Source organism: Streptomyces caeruleatus (assembly GCF_001514235.1).
GTDB lineage: Bacteria > Actinomycetota > Actinomycetes > Streptomycetales > Streptomycetaceae > Streptomyces > Streptomyces caeruleatus.
In genome coordinates this window covers 54,528-70,121 of the sequence record NZ_KQ948944.1, presented here as the reverse complement: position 1 = coordinate 70,121, position 15,594 = coordinate 54,528, and the positions used below count along the sequence as shown (strand labels likewise).

10 protein-coding genes and 3 pseudogenes are annotated in these 15,594 nt (G+C 68.6%); 5 read left to right on the top strand and 8 right to left on the bottom strand.

What is annotated here, in order from left to right; genetic code table 11:
- Positions 1–603: 603 nt before the first annotated feature.
- The 3 genes and pseudogenes from AQJ67_RS50520 to AQJ67_RS40415 form a co-directional block, all read left to right on the top strand.
- Positions 604–813 (top strand): annotated as a pseudogene (locus tag AQJ67_RS50520) (hypothetical protein); the annotation flags it as partial.
- 15 nt (positions 814–828) lie between these two features.
- Entirely contained in the window at positions 829–1,389 is a 561-nt protein-coding gene (locus tag AQJ67_RS49925; RefSeq protein WP_244190768.1) for a PAS domain-containing protein, read from the top strand.
- Positions 1,278–3,011, top strand: a complete 1,734-nt coding sequence (locus AQJ67_RS40415; RefSeq protein WP_244190766.1) for an ATP-binding SpoIIE family protein phosphatase — start codon at positions 1,278–1,280, stop codon at positions 3,009–3,011. Before AQJ67_RS49925 ends, AQJ67_RS40415 begins: the two co-directional genes overlap by 112 nt.
- 22 nt (positions 3,012–3,033) lie before the next feature.
- Here AQJ67_RS40415 and AQJ67_RS50915 read toward each other — a convergent pair whose 3' ends face one another.
- From AQJ67_RS50915 to AQJ67_RS40385, 8 genes and pseudogenes are all read right to left on the bottom strand, one after another.
- Positions 3,034–3,813, bottom strand: a complete 780-nt coding sequence (locus AQJ67_RS50915; RefSeq protein ID WP_425264224.1) for a beta-xylosidase family glycoside hydrolase — start codon at positions 3,811–3,813, stop codon at positions 3,034–3,036.
- Positions 3,814–3,870: 57 nt separating this feature from the next.
- A pseudogene (locus tag AQJ67_RS50910) lies at positions 3,871–4,737 on the bottom strand (glycoside hydrolase family 43 protein); the annotation flags it as partial.
- A gap of 11 nt (positions 4,738–4,748) precedes the next feature.
- Entirely contained in the window at positions 4,749–5,087 is a 339-nt protein-coding gene (locus AQJ67_RS49920; RefSeq protein WP_244190765.1) for a hypothetical protein, read from the bottom strand.
- Entirely contained in the window at positions 5,071–5,739 is a 669-nt protein-coding gene (locus tag AQJ67_RS40405; RefSeq protein ID WP_244190764.1) for a hypothetical protein, read from the bottom strand. Before AQJ67_RS40405 ends, AQJ67_RS49920 begins: the two co-directional genes overlap by 17 nt.
- Positions 5,740–5,830: 91 nt before the next feature.
- On the bottom strand, positions 5,831–9,493 hold the full coding sequence (locus tag AQJ67_RS50905; RefSeq protein WP_244190763.1) for an ABC transporter permease subunit: 3,663 nt from the start codon (positions 9,491–9,493) through the stop codon (positions 5,831–5,833).
- 160 nt (positions 9,494–9,653) lie between these two features.
- Positions 9,654–9,893 carry a hypothetical protein gene (locus AQJ67_RS49915; RefSeq protein WP_244190762.1) on the bottom strand — a complete coding sequence of 80 codons (240 nt, stop codon included), beginning with the start codon at positions 9,891–9,893 and terminating at the stop codon, positions 9,654–9,656.
- Positions 9,887–10,606: a carbohydrate ABC transporter permease gene (locus tag AQJ67_RS40390; RefSeq protein ID WP_244190761.1), complete on the bottom strand. Its 720-nt coding sequence runs from the start codon at positions 10,604–10,606 to the stop codon at positions 9,887–9,889. The genes AQJ67_RS49915 and AQJ67_RS40390 overlap by 7 nt, the downstream gene beginning before the upstream one ends.
- 76 nt (positions 10,607–10,682) lie before the next feature.
- A complete protein-coding gene (locus AQJ67_RS40385) occupies positions 10,683–12,011 on the bottom strand; it encodes an ABC transporter substrate-binding protein (RefSeq protein ID WP_062724494.1) in 1,329 nt (442 codons plus the stop codon).
- Between the two features lie 381 nt (positions 12,012–12,392).
- Between AQJ67_RS40385 and AQJ67_RS40380 the strand changes: the two genes are divergently transcribed.
- Positions 12,393–13,406, top strand: coding sequence for a hydroxyacid dehydrogenase (locus tag AQJ67_RS40380; RefSeq protein WP_208615131.1), 1,014 nt, complete (start codon positions 12,393–12,395; stop codon positions 13,404–13,406).
- Positions 13,407–13,529: 123 nt separating this feature from the next.
- Positions 13,530–15,379, top strand: a pseudogene (locus tag AQJ67_RS40375) (glycoside hydrolase family 127 protein).
- The last annotated feature ends 215 nt before the right edge of the window (positions 15,380–15,594 follow it).

Below are 15,594 nucleotides of genomic sequence, written 5' to 3'. Positions count from 1 at the left end.
AGGGAGGCCGCCCTTGCCGCAGGCGCGTGTACGCGGTGCACTCCGGCGGCCGCGGCTTGGTTGCACCGGACTCCATTGATCGTCGTCCGCCGTATGTCCAGGGCGGCGGCCACCTCGTCCAGCGTGAGGGCGTGAGCTCGCGCAGGCGCTCGTGCTCCCCTCGGCGGCGGCAGATGGGACCGGAACGCGACCAGCGCGTCCACCGCATCAAAACAATTCGAATATGGGGGAACATCCGCCCTCATCCCAGCCTGATCAGTTTCCGCGCAACCGACACGAGTCCGGATGGAGCAGTTCCTCACCGCGGTCGGTCACTGCGGGAGCGAGTGATCGTCTGGGTCGAGAGAGACATGCGCCAGGTGCCCGCCTCCGTCGCGCGAGCCGGAGGCAGCCTCCGACAGGCTCTGAAGGGCGCCCGGTCGCCGTTGATCGCGTCGATTGTGCCCGCGAACAGCCGACGGCGAGACCCGCGATCCGGGCTGAAGGCCCAGATGCGACTCGCGCGCGCCACCGACTCACAAGCCCGCAGCAGAAGCGAGGTGACTGCCGGGGGGACGAGCATAGGTCGTGACAATTGCAGCAGACCGGGTCAAGGTGATCGCTATGGGCCTCCCCTTCGGGCGGCTGGTTTCTGGGCAGCAAGGCCCTGGCTGTGACATGTCTTCCGTCGTCGTGATAGCAGAGCCGAGCGGCCGCGTGACTTGTTGCAGTCCCGCCGCTCAGCGACTACTGGGTCATGTCCCCAACGGAGTCATCGGCAGGCCCGTGACCGAGTTGCTCTCCGACGACGGGAGACGGTTCCGGAACTGGCGGGGGCGAGGGGGCGGCGTGCAGGCGCGTCTGTACCCGCTGCAGGACGGTGGGGAGCGTGTCGGGTTCGTATTGACAGCAGCGGATACGGACCGGACCCACACGGTTACGGACAGCTCCGATGTGGATGATGGGCAAACCATTTTGCAGAGGGAATTCGACCAGTACCCCACCGCCCTCGTCATCTACGACCGTGATGGTCGGCTGCTTCGGATCAACGATAAGATGGCGGAGCTGATCGCCTCTACCGAGGACGAAATCCGAGGCCTGCATCTGACCGAATTCCTGAAGGGCCCGACGTTCGAGGAAGCCGAGCGTCGAATCTCCCGGGTTGTGGAGACCGGTGAACCGGACTATATGGAGCATGAGGATACTGCCCCGTCGGAAAGCAGAGCCCACCCTTGGACCGTCGATCTGTTCCCGCTCAAGGACGCGGACGGTCAGGTCTGTGCAGTGAGCCTGGCGGTGTGTACGACTACACCCAGCAGCACCATTCACGGCAACGGCTACAACTGCTGGGCGAGGCCAGGACTCGCATCGGCACCACCCTGGACGTGGCCGGAGTGGCCCGGGAACTGACGGAAGTCGCTGTTCCCCGCTTCGCCGACTTCGTCACTGTCGACCTGTTCGACGCAGTCTTCCAAGGCGAGCAGCCCGAGCCCATTCTCCCCGGCCGCGGAGCGGCACTTCACCGGGCCGCGCATCTGTCCGTTTACGAGCGGGCCGGTGAAGCAGCTCTCGCTCTCGGCCAGAGCCAGGTCCACCCACCCTCATCTCCCATCATCCGCTCCATTGCCACTGGTCGTGGCGAGTTGCATGCCCTCACAGACCCGGAGATCGTCGATTGGCTCGCCGATGATCAGGTCCGCGCGGACCGGTGCCGCAGGTATGGTGCGCACTCGCTGATCACGGTGCCGATCCGCGCCCGTGGCACCGTTTTGGGCGCGGTTCTGTTCCTGCGGCATGCAGCATGTCCGGAGCCCTTCAGCCCTGAGGATCTGGCGTTCGCGGAGGATCTGGTCGCGAGGGTCGCGCTCCATGTGGACAATGCCCGCCGGTACGCCCGTGAATGCGGCATCGCGCTGACGCTGCAGCGAGCCCTGCTGCCCCCGCATCCGATTACGCACGCCGCCGTGCAGACAGCCGCCCGCTACCTGCCAGCAGGCGGCGAAGCCAACGTGGGTGGCGACTGGTTCGACGTCATCCCTTTGCCCGGCGCGCGGGTCGGCCTGGTTGTCGGCGACGTCGTCGGCCACGGCATCAACGCCTCCGCCACCATGGGCCGCCTGCGTACCGCGGTACGTACACTGGCCGACATCGACCTGTCTCCGGACGAACTACTCACCCACCTCGACGACATCGTGACCCACGCAGCGTACGAGCGTGAGGGGGAGAACCCCGAAAGCGCCACTGCCTCCGGGGACGTCGGAGCGAGTTGCCTGTACGGGATCTACGACCCCGTCTCCCGTACCCTCTCCATTGCCCGGGCGGGCCACCCGGCCCCGGTTTTGGCTCATCCGGACGGCAGCACACAGGTCCTCGACCTGCCGGCCGGCCCGCCGCTCGGCCTGGGCAGCCTCCCCTTCGAAGCGACCGAGACCACGGTGCCGGAGGGCAGCCTGCTGACGTTGTTCACGGATGGGCACCTCCAGACTCGCGACCACGACATCGATGAACGGCTGGACACCCTGTGCCATGTCCTGTCCCGTCACGAACACTCGCTGGAAGTCCTCTGCGACACGGTCCTGAATACACTGCGGACCGAATCCCCGGACGACGACATAGCGCTGCTGATCGCCCGCACACGTGCCCTCGGCCGGGACCACGTCGCCACATGGGAGCTCCCGAGCGATCCGGCCGTCGTGGCAGAGGCGCGCAGGCATGTCATCGCCTGTCTCACCGCATGGGAGATGCTGGAGTCTGCCTTTGTCACAGAACTGGTGGTCAGCGAATTGGTCACCAATGCCATCCGTTACGGTGCCGACCCGATACGGCTGCGGTTGATCAAGGACCAGTCGCTCATCTGCGAGGCCTCTGATGGCAGCAGTACGAGCCCGTATCTGCGCCGAGCAGGACTGTCCGACGAGGGCGGCAGGGGCCTCCTCCTCGTCGCCGAGTTCACCGAACGCTGGGGCACCCGCCACACCCGCAAAGGCAAGATCATCTGGGCCGAGCAGCGCGTGGCATCCTGTGCCGCATAAAAAGGTCTGGGTCTGTCATCCTTCAGCGGCTGCTTACGGAGGCGTACGCCCTCTCGCCCCTCGAACGGTCAATCTGCCCCGGGGATGGATACCGTGGCCATCTCCGTCGGCGTATTGCCGTCATCGGGGACTTTTGGGAGGTCCGGTAGGTGGCGTAGGCGAAGTCCGCGTGGACACCGGCGCCGTCGAGGTCCTGCACCCACAGTCCCAGCATGGCGCCGGTGAATCCGAGGACGCGCAACTGGCCGTCGTGGAACTCGTCGGCGTGCTCGTCGGACAGGACGGTGGCGTCGAGTTCGATCGGCAGCAGCTGGACTCCCCGGCCGGTGTCGTACGAGAAGCGTAGGGCTGGCACGTCGAATTGTGCGTGCAGGACGACCGGGCGTCCGGGCTCCAGCGGTACGGCCGGCTCGTGTGCGACGAGACGGCCGGCCTCGCAGCTCAGTGCCCGCAGGGCGGGGGATCCGTCGTCCTCGGCCGTGACGTACAGGTAGTGCCAGTTGCGGGTGTTGTAGTAGGCAGTCAGACCGGCCAGGTGGTCGGGGGTGCGGGGCGAGAAGGTCAGGCTGGTCTCGAAGGAGCAGCGCGGGGCGGTCACCCGCCGGGCGAGCAGACTGGGCGTGCGGCGGCCCACCGGCGATTGGCCGCCCCGGATGCGCAGCCGTCCCGGGGCCGGTTCGATCCAGTCGCGGCCGGCCGGGCGGCGCAGGGTGGACCAGTCGGGGCCGAGGGCGGGAGCTTCGAAGCAGTCGTTCGCCGGTGGTTCGGGAACGGGTGGTTCGGGAACGCGCGCAGGGCTCAGCGCGGGCGCTGGTACCGCGACGGCGGGTACGGCTCCGGCGATGCGGGGCCAGCCGTCGTCGGTCCAGGTGACCGGCTGGAGCGCGGTCTCCCGGCTGAGCACGCACCTGCCCCGCTCCGTGTGGGGGCGGGCGACGATGTGGGCGGCGTACCACTGCCCCGTCGCCGTCTCGACGACAGAGCAGTGCCCGGCCTTCTGCAACTTCAGGGCCGGGTCGCCGCGGGAGGTGAGCAGGGGGCCGGCCGGATCGGCTTCGTACGGTCCGAGCAGGTCACGTGAGCGGGCCACGGCCGCGCCGTGTTCGTATCCGGTGCCGCCCTCCGCGTGCACCAGGTAGTCCTAGCCGTCGCGCCGGTAGAGGTGCGGGCCCTCGGCGCCCCCGGCGGAGGTTCCGGTGGTGATGGTGCGGGGTTCGCCGAGGAGGGACCGGGTTGTGCGGTCGTACCCCTGGATCTCGATCCCGGCGAAGCCCTCGCGGTCCGGGCGCCAGTCGAACCGCATGTTCAGCAGCCAGCTGCGGCCGTCGTCGTCGTGGAACAGGGACACGTCGAAGCCCCGGCCGTGCAGCGGGACCGGGTCGGACCACGGCCCCTCGATCGAGGCAGCCGTGGTGACGTGGTTGGGGAGGTCCTTCCAGCCCTCCGCATAGGTGTCGACGACGGTGAAGACGAGGTGGAACAGGCCGTCCGCGTACGACAGTCCGGGCGCCCAGATGCCACCGGAGTCGGGGACGCCGCTGAGGTCGAGCAGGCGCGTGCGGTCCAGAACCCCGCCCAGCGACCGCCAGTTGACCAGGTCCCTGGAGTGGTGGATCCGGACGCCCGGGTACCACTCGAAGGTGGAGGTGGCGATGTAGAAGTCGTCGCCGACCCGGAGGATCACGGGGTCGGGTTCGAAGCCGCGCAAGACGGGGTTGTTGATCACGGATGCTCCGCTCAGAGGGTGAACAGCAGGGTGCCGAAGCCCACGTGGTCGCACTGGAAAGCCGCCCCCGCCGGGCGGATCTTCCCGATGGCCGTGTACGTCGAGGGGGCGGGCAGGCTGCGGCGCTTGACGTAGTGGTTGAAGGCCATCTCGTAGATCGGGCGCAGATTGCCGCGCTCGACGGTGGAGATGGAGTTGAACGTGAGCTTGCAGGAGCCCCAGACGGCGTACGGGACGTCGTTGCCGGTGTTGTACTTCGCGGTGTACTCGAACCCGGCCAGCAGCCGGTTGGCGGAGGCGGAGTAGAGGTCCTGGCCCTGGACCCAGGCGATCTCACAGGCCTCGGCCATGCTGCCCAGGATGAGCTGGGTGTGGGCCTGGTCGCGGCCGCTGTCCACGCACTGGCCGGAGTCCCTGATCACCCGGCTGATCTTGCAGCAGTCGTGCCATCTCTGCGGCGGACCAGCTGCCCGAAGGGGCGGTGTACCGCATCAGCTCGGCTGCCGCCGCGAGTTTGAAACCGTAGATGGAGGCCGCGAGTTGGGCGTCCTTGCCGGTGATCGAGGTGAGTGTGGCCGACCATGCCTTGATGATCTGCAGAGCCTTGGCGGCGTGGGCGGTGGTACCCGTCAGGTTCCACATCAGCGCGTTCTGGTAGGCCGCGTTGCAGTCGTTCCAGAACTCCCAGTTGCCGACCTCGGTGGTGCCGCGGTCGATGGTCGTGAGCGGGCCCAGCATGGCGTAGGTCGACTGCGAGTATGCGTTTGTCCGGAACACGTTCCAGCCGCTGAGCCAGGGCTCGGTGCCGGCCGCGATCCGGGTCTTCATCCGCTGGATGTCGGAGAGCTTGTGCAGCACGCCGGGGTGGATGAAGGAGGTCAGGGCGTCCGCGGTCGGGATCGCGGCGAGCCCGGTGGCGGCCGCCGTGGTGCCGACGGCGGTGATCCGCAGGAAACGGCGGCGGCTCGGGGACGCGGGCGTGGTGGGCTGTGACTCGGACATGCGGGTTCCTCTTTCACTCGACGTTGAGTGCCAGGGGGGTAGAGGGGGGAGGGGGAGGAGCCGGGCGTCGGCCCGGCTCCCCCCGGGGCGGTCAGCCGGCCGCGCGCCGGCCCCGGTACAGCACGAGCGTGCTGCGCGGGCCGACCTTGGGTCGCTCTCCGGCGCCGACGACGCGGCCGGTGGCGAGGTCGCGCGCCGGGCCGAAGTCCTGGCGGGCGGGCAGGGTGTACGTCCGGTCGGTGCTGGTGTTCATGGCGATCAGGTAGTCGCCGTACTCGCAGAGGTAGAACGGCGCGCGTCCGACGAGCATGGTCTCCACGCCCTCGAAATGGACGCCGAGGGCCGGGTCCTGTACGTCCGCCGGGACCGGGGCCAGGTGGTAGACGTCACCGGCCAGCGTCTGGTGCAGGGTGTCGCCGGGCGGCGGGAAGCCGCCGGGCGGGATGTGCCCGGCCCCGGGGTCGTTGATCGCGTAGTCCCACAGGATCCAGTCGTGGACCGTGTACGTGTCGTCGGTGGCGCCGGCCGAGCGCTGGCGGATCGTCGCGGAGCGCTGGTCGGTGGGGGTGAGGTGGTGGATGCGGGCGTAGTCGTTGATGCCCTGGCGGGCGCGCCAGTACAGGGAGGCGAAGAGGAGTTCCTCGCCGTTCTTCACGGCCAGGACGCCGTTCTCCTCGTCGGTGAAGACGAAGTCGGGCCGTCCCCAGGCGGTGGGGATGCGACCCGGGCGGGCCGGGAGGGCCTGGAATGCGTCCCAGTCGCGGGAGACCAGCCGCAGTCCGGCGAGGCCGACGCGGGTCCAGGTGTGGTGGATGAGCAGGTCCAGCTGCTTGTAGAACTGCCCGTCGTCGACCATCTTCTGGGTCCAGCCGACGATGTCCGGGTCCTTGAACACCGCCGCCGACATCACCGGGTGCGAGTCCCACGCCGTACAGGAGGCGTAGGCGACCTCACCGGGGTAGACCTCGTTGCGCCAGCCGACGACCGTCTCGATACGGGAGACGCGGGCGCCCGTCTCGTCGACGTCGACGACCCGGAACCGCCCCCGGGCCTTGATGATCTTCACCATCTGCTCGCGCAGCTCCGGCGCCTCCTGGCCCCGGTATCCGCGCGTGACCGACTCGTACATCATGACCAGCCAGTCGTGGACCTCGCCGTAGCTGCCCACGTACCCCAGTTCGCGGGTCAGACCGGCCCGGCTGACCTGGTGGTAGCTCTCGCCGAGCGGCTTGGTGGGGTTGCCGTAGGCGTCCTCCTTGCCGAAGTAGGGCTTCATGCCGAGGGACTGGTACATGTAGTCGCGGGCTTTCTCCTCCGGCAGGGCGAGCTCCGGGGCCAGCAGGCCGAGGCCGCGGTTGGCCTGGTAGATGCCGATGGCGCAGATCTGCGACTTGTTGGTGTAGTGCGGGAAGTGCTGACGCCAGTAGTCCCGGCTCGACTTCAGCATGTCGACGTACGCGGCTCGGCTCACCGGTTGCTCGGGGGTTGCGGTGTCTGCGGGCAGGGTGACGGTCAGGTCGTCGAACCAGGCCGTGCCCGGGCCGCTCAGCCGCAAGTGGAACTCCACCTGGGTGGCGCCGTCGGGCGTCTCCAGGTCCAGGGAGACCTGCTCCCAGCCATGGGTGCCGGTGGTGGCGTACTTCCGGTGGTCGCTGCCGACGAGCTTGCCGCTCGCGTCGAAGAACAGCGGGTCGATGTGGGCGCCGGTGCCGGTGACGCCGTCCGTCCTGATCCACGCGCCGTATGTGTAAGTGCCCTTGCCGACCCGGGTCTTGGGGGAGGAGTAGACGGTGATGAAGCCGTTCGCCGCGCTCGCCGTGACCTTGAGCGAGGCGGAGCCCGAACGGGAGACGCTGGTGTCCCGCGCCCAGGAGGCGTCGGCGGTCTTCCCCCAGCCCGGCACCTCCCAGCCCATGGGAGTGTCGCCGCCCTCCTCGAAACCGGGGTTGGAGATCTCGTACGGCGAGCCGGTCACCTTCTCGTCCAGGCGGTTGCCCAGGTGCTCCCAGAGCAGCGCCAGCACAAGACCGACCCGGCCGAAGCCCTGCCACTGCTGGTCGGAGCCGGTCATCACGGTTGAGTCGTTCTTCCACGCCATGTACCGGCCGTCGAGGGCGCGCAGGACCCGGTCCAGCGCCGCCGGGTTCTGGTACGCGGGGCTGCCGGACCAGAGGTAGCCCTCGGCGAGCGACTGGAAGGCGAAGGCGTCCATGCCGGCGGGGTTGGCGCTGGGCAGGTAGAACTTCTGGTCCTTGGCGACGCGTTGGCGCACCGCCTCCAGCGCCTCGGGGCCCTCGACGGTACGGGCCGTCGGCACCGGCGCGGGACCTTGCACCTCGCCCTTGGGCGGGACGAAGTACGGCTCGGTGTGGGTGTAGAGGCGGTAGATGCCCCGTGACGGCGTGGTCATCTTGTGGTAGAGCTGGTCGGCGTTCTGGCCGTAGGACCAGATGCGGCCCATCGAGCGGATCTCCAGCGTCACCTTCTTCTTGCCCGCCGTCAGCTTCTCCGGCAGCGGCAGGGTGTGGAAGAAGAACCGGCCGGGCGTGCGCGGCGAGGTGTCGAGGATGTCCAGACTGTCGACGGCCCCCTCGTCCTGGTAGCCGACCTGGAGGCCGTCGCAGAACAGCTGTAGCCGCCACATGTTCTTGCCGGACGCCGCCTGCTGCGAAGTGGAGTCGTAGTCGTCGCCCCACAGCCGCACGGTGACATAGGTGGTCGCGGTCGGGCTGACAGCGACGTCGAACTTCAGAGTGCCGCCCCAATACCCGGCCGGTTCGGTGGGGTTGAGGACACGGGCCTTCTGGCCGAGGCCGCCGGTGACCGGGTCGGAGAGCGTGGCGGTGAGACCGTGCGCCGACTCGGAGCCATCGTCGCCGAAGACAACGATGTCCAGGGGCTTGCAGACGGCCGGCTGGAAGGCGGCGTCCGCGGCCGGAGCCGCGGCGGCGGACTGGGAGTTCAGCAGGCCGAGGCCGGCCGCGGCGACGCCGGTGGTGCCGGCGTACTTCAGGACGTCACGTCTTCTGGGTGCGTTGGGCACGGCTGATCCTTTACTTGAGGCTGCCCATGAGATTCCGCTGCGCCAGTACTTCTGGAGCGCGAACATGAAGACCGCGAGGGGAACGATCGACAGCAGGGACCCGGTGAGCACGAGGGTGTTCATGTCGCGGGCGGTCTGCGCCTGCTGGAGCCGGGAGTACAGACCCAGACTCACGGGGAAGGTCCGCTCGCCGGTGAGCATGAACAAGGGGAGGAAGAAGTTGTTCCAGATGTCGATGAAGACGAGCATGAAGATGGTGATGCCGCCGGTCCGCATCAGGCGCAGCGCGACCGACCAGAAGATCCGCAGCTCACCGGCGCCGTCGAGACGCGCGGCCTCCATCAGTTCGGTGGGGATGGAGCTGTCGGCGTAGACCTTGCCCAGATAGACCCCGAACGGATTGATGAAGTACGGGATGAGCACCGACCAGATGGTGTTGGTCAGGCCGATCTGGGCGAAGACGAGATAGAGCGGGAAGGCCAGCAGGGTGCTCGGCAGCAGCGAGGCACCGACGATGACCGCGAGCAGCGCGCCCCGGCCGCGGAAGTCGAACTTCGACATCCCGTAACCGGCGGCGAGCGAGACCAGGGTGGACCCGGCCGCGCCGAGCGTGGAGTAGAGGATCGAGTTGCCGATCCAGCGGGTGAACACCCCGTCGTGGTAGGTCCAGATCTCCTGGACGTTGTCCGCCAGGTGGTTGGAGAGAACCACAGGCCGAAGGTGGAGTACAGGTCCGTCTGGTTCTTGGTGGCGGAGACGATCAGGAACCACGTCGGGGCGAGCGAGTAGATCAGGAAGAGGATCAGCAGGCCGGTGGTGAGGGCCACCGCGCGGCGGGTGGGGCGCACGCCGCCCCCGGATGCGACAGCGCTCATGACATGTTCCTGTTCGTGACCCGGTAGAAAACGAAGGCGAGGATGCCGGTGACCACGGCCAGGACCAGTGACTCGGCGGCGGCGTACTGGTAGTCACCGGTCTTGAACGCCTTGTCGTAGATCTCCATCATCGGAGTGAAGTCGGTGGTGATCGACTCCGGTGCGATCTGCCACAGCAGCAGCGGTTCGGCGAACAGCTGGAGCCGGCCGATCAGGGAGAACATGCCGGTCAGCACCAGGATCCCGGTGATGTTGGGATCTTGACCGACCAGGCGATCCGCCACTCTCTGGCCCCGTCCAGCCGGGCCGCCTCGTACAGCTCGCGGGGCAGCGCCTGCAGCGAGGCGGAGATCAGGATCATGTTGAAGCCGATTCCCTGCCAGGTCAGCAGGTTGCCCAGCGAGAGATAGGTGTTGAGGCCGCCGAAGAACGTGACGTCCGTGCCCGCCCGGTGCGCGAGGTCGAGCAGTGGACTGCCCGTCGGGCTGTACAGGAACAGCCACATCACCGTGGACACCACGGCGGGCACCACGTACGGGATGAGCAGCGCCGCGCGGAAGAACCGCACCGTGCGGGCGGCCACTCCGTCCAGGAGCAGGGCGAGCAACAGCGCGAGGCCCAGCATCACCGTGATCTGCGCCGCGCTGAACAGCAGGGTGCGCAGCGTGCTCGACCAGAAGTCACCGTCACCGAGGATGGAGGCGAAGTTGGAGAAGCCGGTGAAGACGACCCGGGTCGGGCCGAAGCCGAGACCGCTGCTCTTCTTCTCCCGCAGGCTCTGGCTGAAGGCGTAGCCGATCGGCACGACGTACGTGGCCAGGAAGCCGAGCAGGAAGGGCAGCGCGAACAGCAGCCCCTTGCGGGCTCCCCGGCTCCCGGCCCGGCGGGGGGAGGACCGCCGGACCGGGGAGTCGGTGGCGACCTTCGGCGGTCGCGTCAGGGTGGACACGGGTGTCTCCAGAGGTGGGGCCTACAGGACGGCCTACAGAGATGGGGCCTACAGAGGTGTGGCCTGCGGGGGGATGTCAGCTGCCCGCGACGGCCTTGATGCCCTTGCGGTTGAGGTCGTCCACGGTCCACTTCTGCAGCGAGGTCAGCATGTCCTTGACCGTCAGCTGCTTCTTCGTGACCTGGCCCCACTGCTTCTGCATTTCGGAGTACATCGCCGCGTAGTTCGGGCCGTACTGCCACTGCTCGCCGACCCGCGAGGCGGCCGTGGTGATCACCTGCGCGCTGTCCGACCTCCCGTTGAACATCTCCGTCGGGATGATCTTGTCGACGTACGGCGAGACGTCCTTGACCGCGGGGAAGAGGCCCGACTTGGAAACCGAGTCGGTGAGTGCCGTCAGGGACTCCTTGGTGCTGCTCAGCCAGGCGGCGAACTCGGCGGCGCGGTCGGGGTGCTTGCAGCCCTTGAGGACGCCGGTGGTGTCGAAGTTGCTGGAGGTCTGCGGCTTCGCGATGTCGAAGACCGGCGAGTCGGCGAGCTGCCACTTGCCCTTGGACTTCGGGAAGTTGGTGTCGTAGATCGGCAGCCGCCAGGTCGAGGTGGTCATCGCGATGGTCTTGCCGAGGTCCCAGGTCTTGAAGACACCCGGGTCGGCGTACGACGCGCTGGAGGCGAGGTCGTTGTCGACGAGTTGCTGGACGATGTCACCGGCCTTGAGCGCCTCGGGGGAGGTGAAGTCCACGACCCAGTGGTCGCCGTCCACCCTGTACCACTGGGCGCCGGCCTCCCAGGACAGGTCGACGAGGGTGCTCGGGTCTTCGCCCGCCATGTTGTAGATCTTGACGTTCTTGTTCTTCTGCTGGACCTTCTTGCCGGCGGCGATCAGGTCGTTCCAGGTCTTCGGGGCCTGGATCCCGTACTTCTGGAACAGGTCCGCGCGGTAGGCCGTGAACAGCGGCGACGACCCCATCGGAATGCCGAAAGTGGTGCCGCCGGGGCTGACGGCGTTCCATGCGGCGACCGTGTACGCGTCCTTGTACTTGGCCGCGAAGTCGCTGACGTCGGTCAGCAGTCCGTCGGCGGCGAAGTTCGCCAGGTTCATCCCATCCATCTTGGACAGACAGGGCGCGGTGCCCGCGTTCACCGCGGCCCGCAGCTTCTGGTAGGCGGTGTCGCCGGCGGCGTTGACGAACTTGATCTGCGTCTCGGGGTGCTCCTTGTTCCACACCTTGGTCTGCGCCTCGATGCCGTCCGTCCAGCTCCAGAACTCCAGCGTGACGTCGCCCTTGGTGGTCGACGAGGCTTCGGAGCCGGAGTCGTCCGAGCAGGCGGTCAGCAGCAGGGAGAGAGAAGCGGCGGCGGCCAACGGGACAAGAACTCTGGGGCGGATACGGGACTTGGACATCGGTCCTCCACGAAAGGAACGGGACGGCGCCTGCGCGTGGGGGAGACGGCGCGGTCGGGGCGACGCGAGGGGAGAGAAACCGGTACTGCGCGGCGAGAGCGGTAATCGTTTGCTGCTGTGGACCGTGCGACTGAGGGAGCCGGATCCACAAGGGGCGGTGCCGGATTGTTTCGTCTGACTTGCAAGAACGTTGCCAGCCGAGGTGTTGACCAGTGTGGTTCGCGTCATCTCGGGGCGGGTGCGGACTCTCTGTGACGCACCCATGTCGCAGTGCTGGTCACCCAGCTCTTTCAGGCTTCTACCGTAGAATACGTTTACTGTGGCGGCCGACGCTCGGGCTTGTCGCCCATCGGCCCTGCGCGCCCTCTCCCCAGGAGCACCATGCATACGTCAGTGCAGCCGTTCGTCCTCTTCGCCATGAATCCAGTGCACTTGCCCGAGCTCTTCCCGCCTCCGCTGATGACCCGCCTCCAGCAACTGGCGCGGGTCGATCCCATGCTCGTCGTCCAGGACTTCTCCGATCCCGCCGTGGCCGAGGCCCTGGCCCGCGCCGAAGTGCTGGTCACCGGCTGGGGCTGCCCGCACCTCGGCGCGCAGACACTGGCGGCGGCGCCGCGGCTGCGCGCCGTCCTGCATGCCGGAGGCAGCGTCCGCCACCTCGTGGGTGAGCCGTTCTGGGAGCGTGGCCTCACCCTCTCCAGCGCGGTGCAGGCCAACGCCCTGCCGGTGGCCGAGTACACGCTCGCCATGATCCTGCTGGCCGGCAAGGACGCCTTCGGACTGCGCGAACGCTTCCGGGCCGAGCACGTCTATCCCGCTCCGACGGAATACGCGACGGTCGGCAACCTCGGCCGCCGGGTCGGCCTGATCGGCGCCTCCCGGGTGGGCCGCCGGCTCCTGGAACTGCTGCGGCCCTTCGACCTGTCGGTGAGCCTCTACGACCCCTACGTCGACGCCGCCGAGGCCGCGGAGCTGGGCGCGGTCCCGCTGGACCTCGACGAGTTGCTGCGCACCAGTGACATCGTCAGCGTGCACGCCCCCGACATCCCGCAGACCCACCGCATGCTCAACCGCGAGCGGCTGGCGCTCATCCCCGACGGCGGCGTCCTGATCAACACCTCACGGGGCGCCCTCATCGACCACACCGCGCTCACCGAGGAACTGGTGAGCGGCCGGCTCAGCGCGATCCTCGACGTCACCGACCCCGAGCCGCTGCCCCCGGACTCCCCGCTCTACCGCCTTCCGAACGTGTTCCTCACGCCGCACATCGCCGGCTCCCTCGGCAACGAACTGGCCCGCCTCGGCGGCACGGTCGTGACGGAACTGGAGCGCATGACGACGGGGCTGTCCCCGGCCCACCCGGTCCATCGGGCTGAACTGGAGATCAGCGCCTGAGGGCTCCGATGCCTGCGCGGCGGGGCCGGGGACGACGTCCGCCCGCCGGGCCCACGCGACGCCCGTCCCGTCGCCACCCCGTCGCCTCACCTCAGCCCGTACCCCCTTCCTCCGGAGGCCCCCTTGAGCACCACCCACACCGGACCGGTCCATCCCTCCGCGCGCGCCGTCTCCTCCCTGCGTCCCGCTTCCGTCGCCCGCATCGAGGGTGGTTTCTGGGCCGAACGCCGCCGGGTCAACGCCCAGGTCTCCCTCGCCGATTCCAGGACTCCGACGTCTACAAGTGGCTGGAAGCCGCCTGCTGGCAGCTCGCGGACACCCCCGAGGAGACACTCGCCGCCGAGGTCGAAGCCATCGTCGAGCTGATCGCCGCCGCTCAGCGCGAAGACGGCTACCTCCAGACGTACTACCAGCTCGGCGGCGGCATCCCCTGGACCGAGCCGGGCTGGGGGCACGAGCTGTACTGCGCGGGACATCTGATCCAGGCCGCCGTGGCCCACCACCGGGCCACCGGCTCCCACCGGCTGCTCGACGTGGCCCGCCGACTCGCCGACCACATCGACTCCGTCTTCGGTCCCGGCAAGCAAGTGGACACGGTCTGCGGCCACCCCGAGGTGGAGACCGCCCTCGTCGAACTCCACCGGACGACCGACGAGAAGCGGTACTTGGACCTCGCCCGCTACTTCCTGGAACGCCGCGGACACGGCACCCTCTCCTCCGGCGCCGACCGGGGCCACGACCGCGACCCGGGACCCGAGTACTGGCAGGACCACACGCCGATCCGCGCGGCGGACGAGGTCACCGGCCACGCCGTACGCCAGCTCTACCTCCTCGCCGGAGCCGCCGATCTGGCCGCGGAGACCGGGGACACCGAGCTCCGTACGGCTCTGGAGCGGCTGTGGCGGGACATGGTCACGACCAAGACCTACCTCACCGGCGCCGTCGGTTCCCGGCACGACTGGGAGGCATTCGGCGACGCCCACGAACTGCCCGCCGACCGCGCCTACGCCGAGGCCTGCGCCGCCATCGCCTCCGTCCACTTCTCCTGGCGCATGGCCCTGCTCACCGGCGAGGCCCGCTACTCGGACCTCGTCGAGCGCACCCTGTTCAACGGCTTCCTCGCCGGCGCCGGCCTCGACGGCCGCACCTGGCTGTACGTCAACCCACTCCACCGGCGGGCCCGTTCGCATGAACGCCCCGGGGACCAGAGCGCCCACCGCACGCCCTGGTTCCGCTGCGCGTGCTGCCCGCCCAACGTGATGCGCCTGCTCGCGGGCCTCCCGCACTACATGGCAACGACTGACGACAGCGGTCTGCGGCTGCATCAGTACGCCACCGGCCTCTACGGCGGTGACGGGCTGACCGTGCGGGTGACGACGGAGTACCCGTGGGACGGCACGGTGACGGTCACCGTCGACGACGCTCCCACCGCCCTGCCCCGCACCCTCTCCCTGCGCCTGCCGGCGTGGTGCGCGGGCCACACCCTGACCATGAACGGCACCGTCATCGAAGGCGGGGCGGAGGAAGGCTGGCTGCGGATCACCCGCGAGTTCACCCCCGGCGACACAGTCCGCCTCGACCTCGCCATGCCGGCCCGGCTCACCGTCCCTCCCGCGCGCGTCGACGCCGTCCGAGGCTGTGCCGCCATCGAACGCGGTCCGCTCGTCTACTGCCTGGAGCAGACCGACCAACCCGAGCGCCTGGACCCGGACACGGTTGCCGTGGTTCCGAACGCACCACTGACCGTTCGCAGTCGCCCCGAACTGCTCGGCGGGGTGAGCACGGTGACCGTCTCGGGTTGTCAGCTCCCCGCCGACGAAACGTCCGCCGACTGGCCCTACCCGCAGTACACCTCGGCGGCTTCGGGCCAGGTCCGGGAGAGCGTCGAGCTGACGGCGGTGCCGTACTACGCCTGGGCCAACCGCGAGGCGGGTGCCATGCGGGTCTGGCTTCCGCTGGCCGGCCGCGGATAGCGGCAGCCAGGATGCGAAGAGTCCCTGTCTCTCCGCAGTCATTCGACTGGTGGGGCAGGAAACAGGATGGTAAACGATTACTCCTCTCGCCGTGCGAGCAGTCGCTTCAGAGGGTCCGTGAGGGTGCCGGATGCAGTAACGTCGGAGCGTGACCGTGAATGGGAATGAATCGGCTGCGAGTACTGGCCCCTGAGCTGCCAAGCGTCGGCGAAGCA

Excerpts from the sequence above, each read along its gene's own strand:
- AQJ67_RS49920 (WP_244190765.1), bottom strand. The coding sequence starts at position 5,087 with ATGGCCGAGGCCTGTGAGATCGCCTGGGTCCAGGGCCAGGACCTCTAC.
- AQJ67_RS40405 (WP_244190764.1), bottom strand. The coding sequence starts at position 5,739 with ATGTCCGAGTCACAGCCCACCACGCCCGCGTCCCCGAGCCGCCGCCGT.
- AQJ67_RS40385 (WP_062724494.1), bottom strand. The coding sequence starts at position 12,011 with ATGTCCAAGTCCCGTATCCGCCCCAGAGTTCTTGTCCCGTTGGCCGCC.
- AQJ67_RS40380 (WP_208615131.1), top strand. The coding sequence starts at position 12,393 with ATGCATACGTCAGTGCAGCCGTTCGTCCTCTTCGCCATGAATCCAGTG.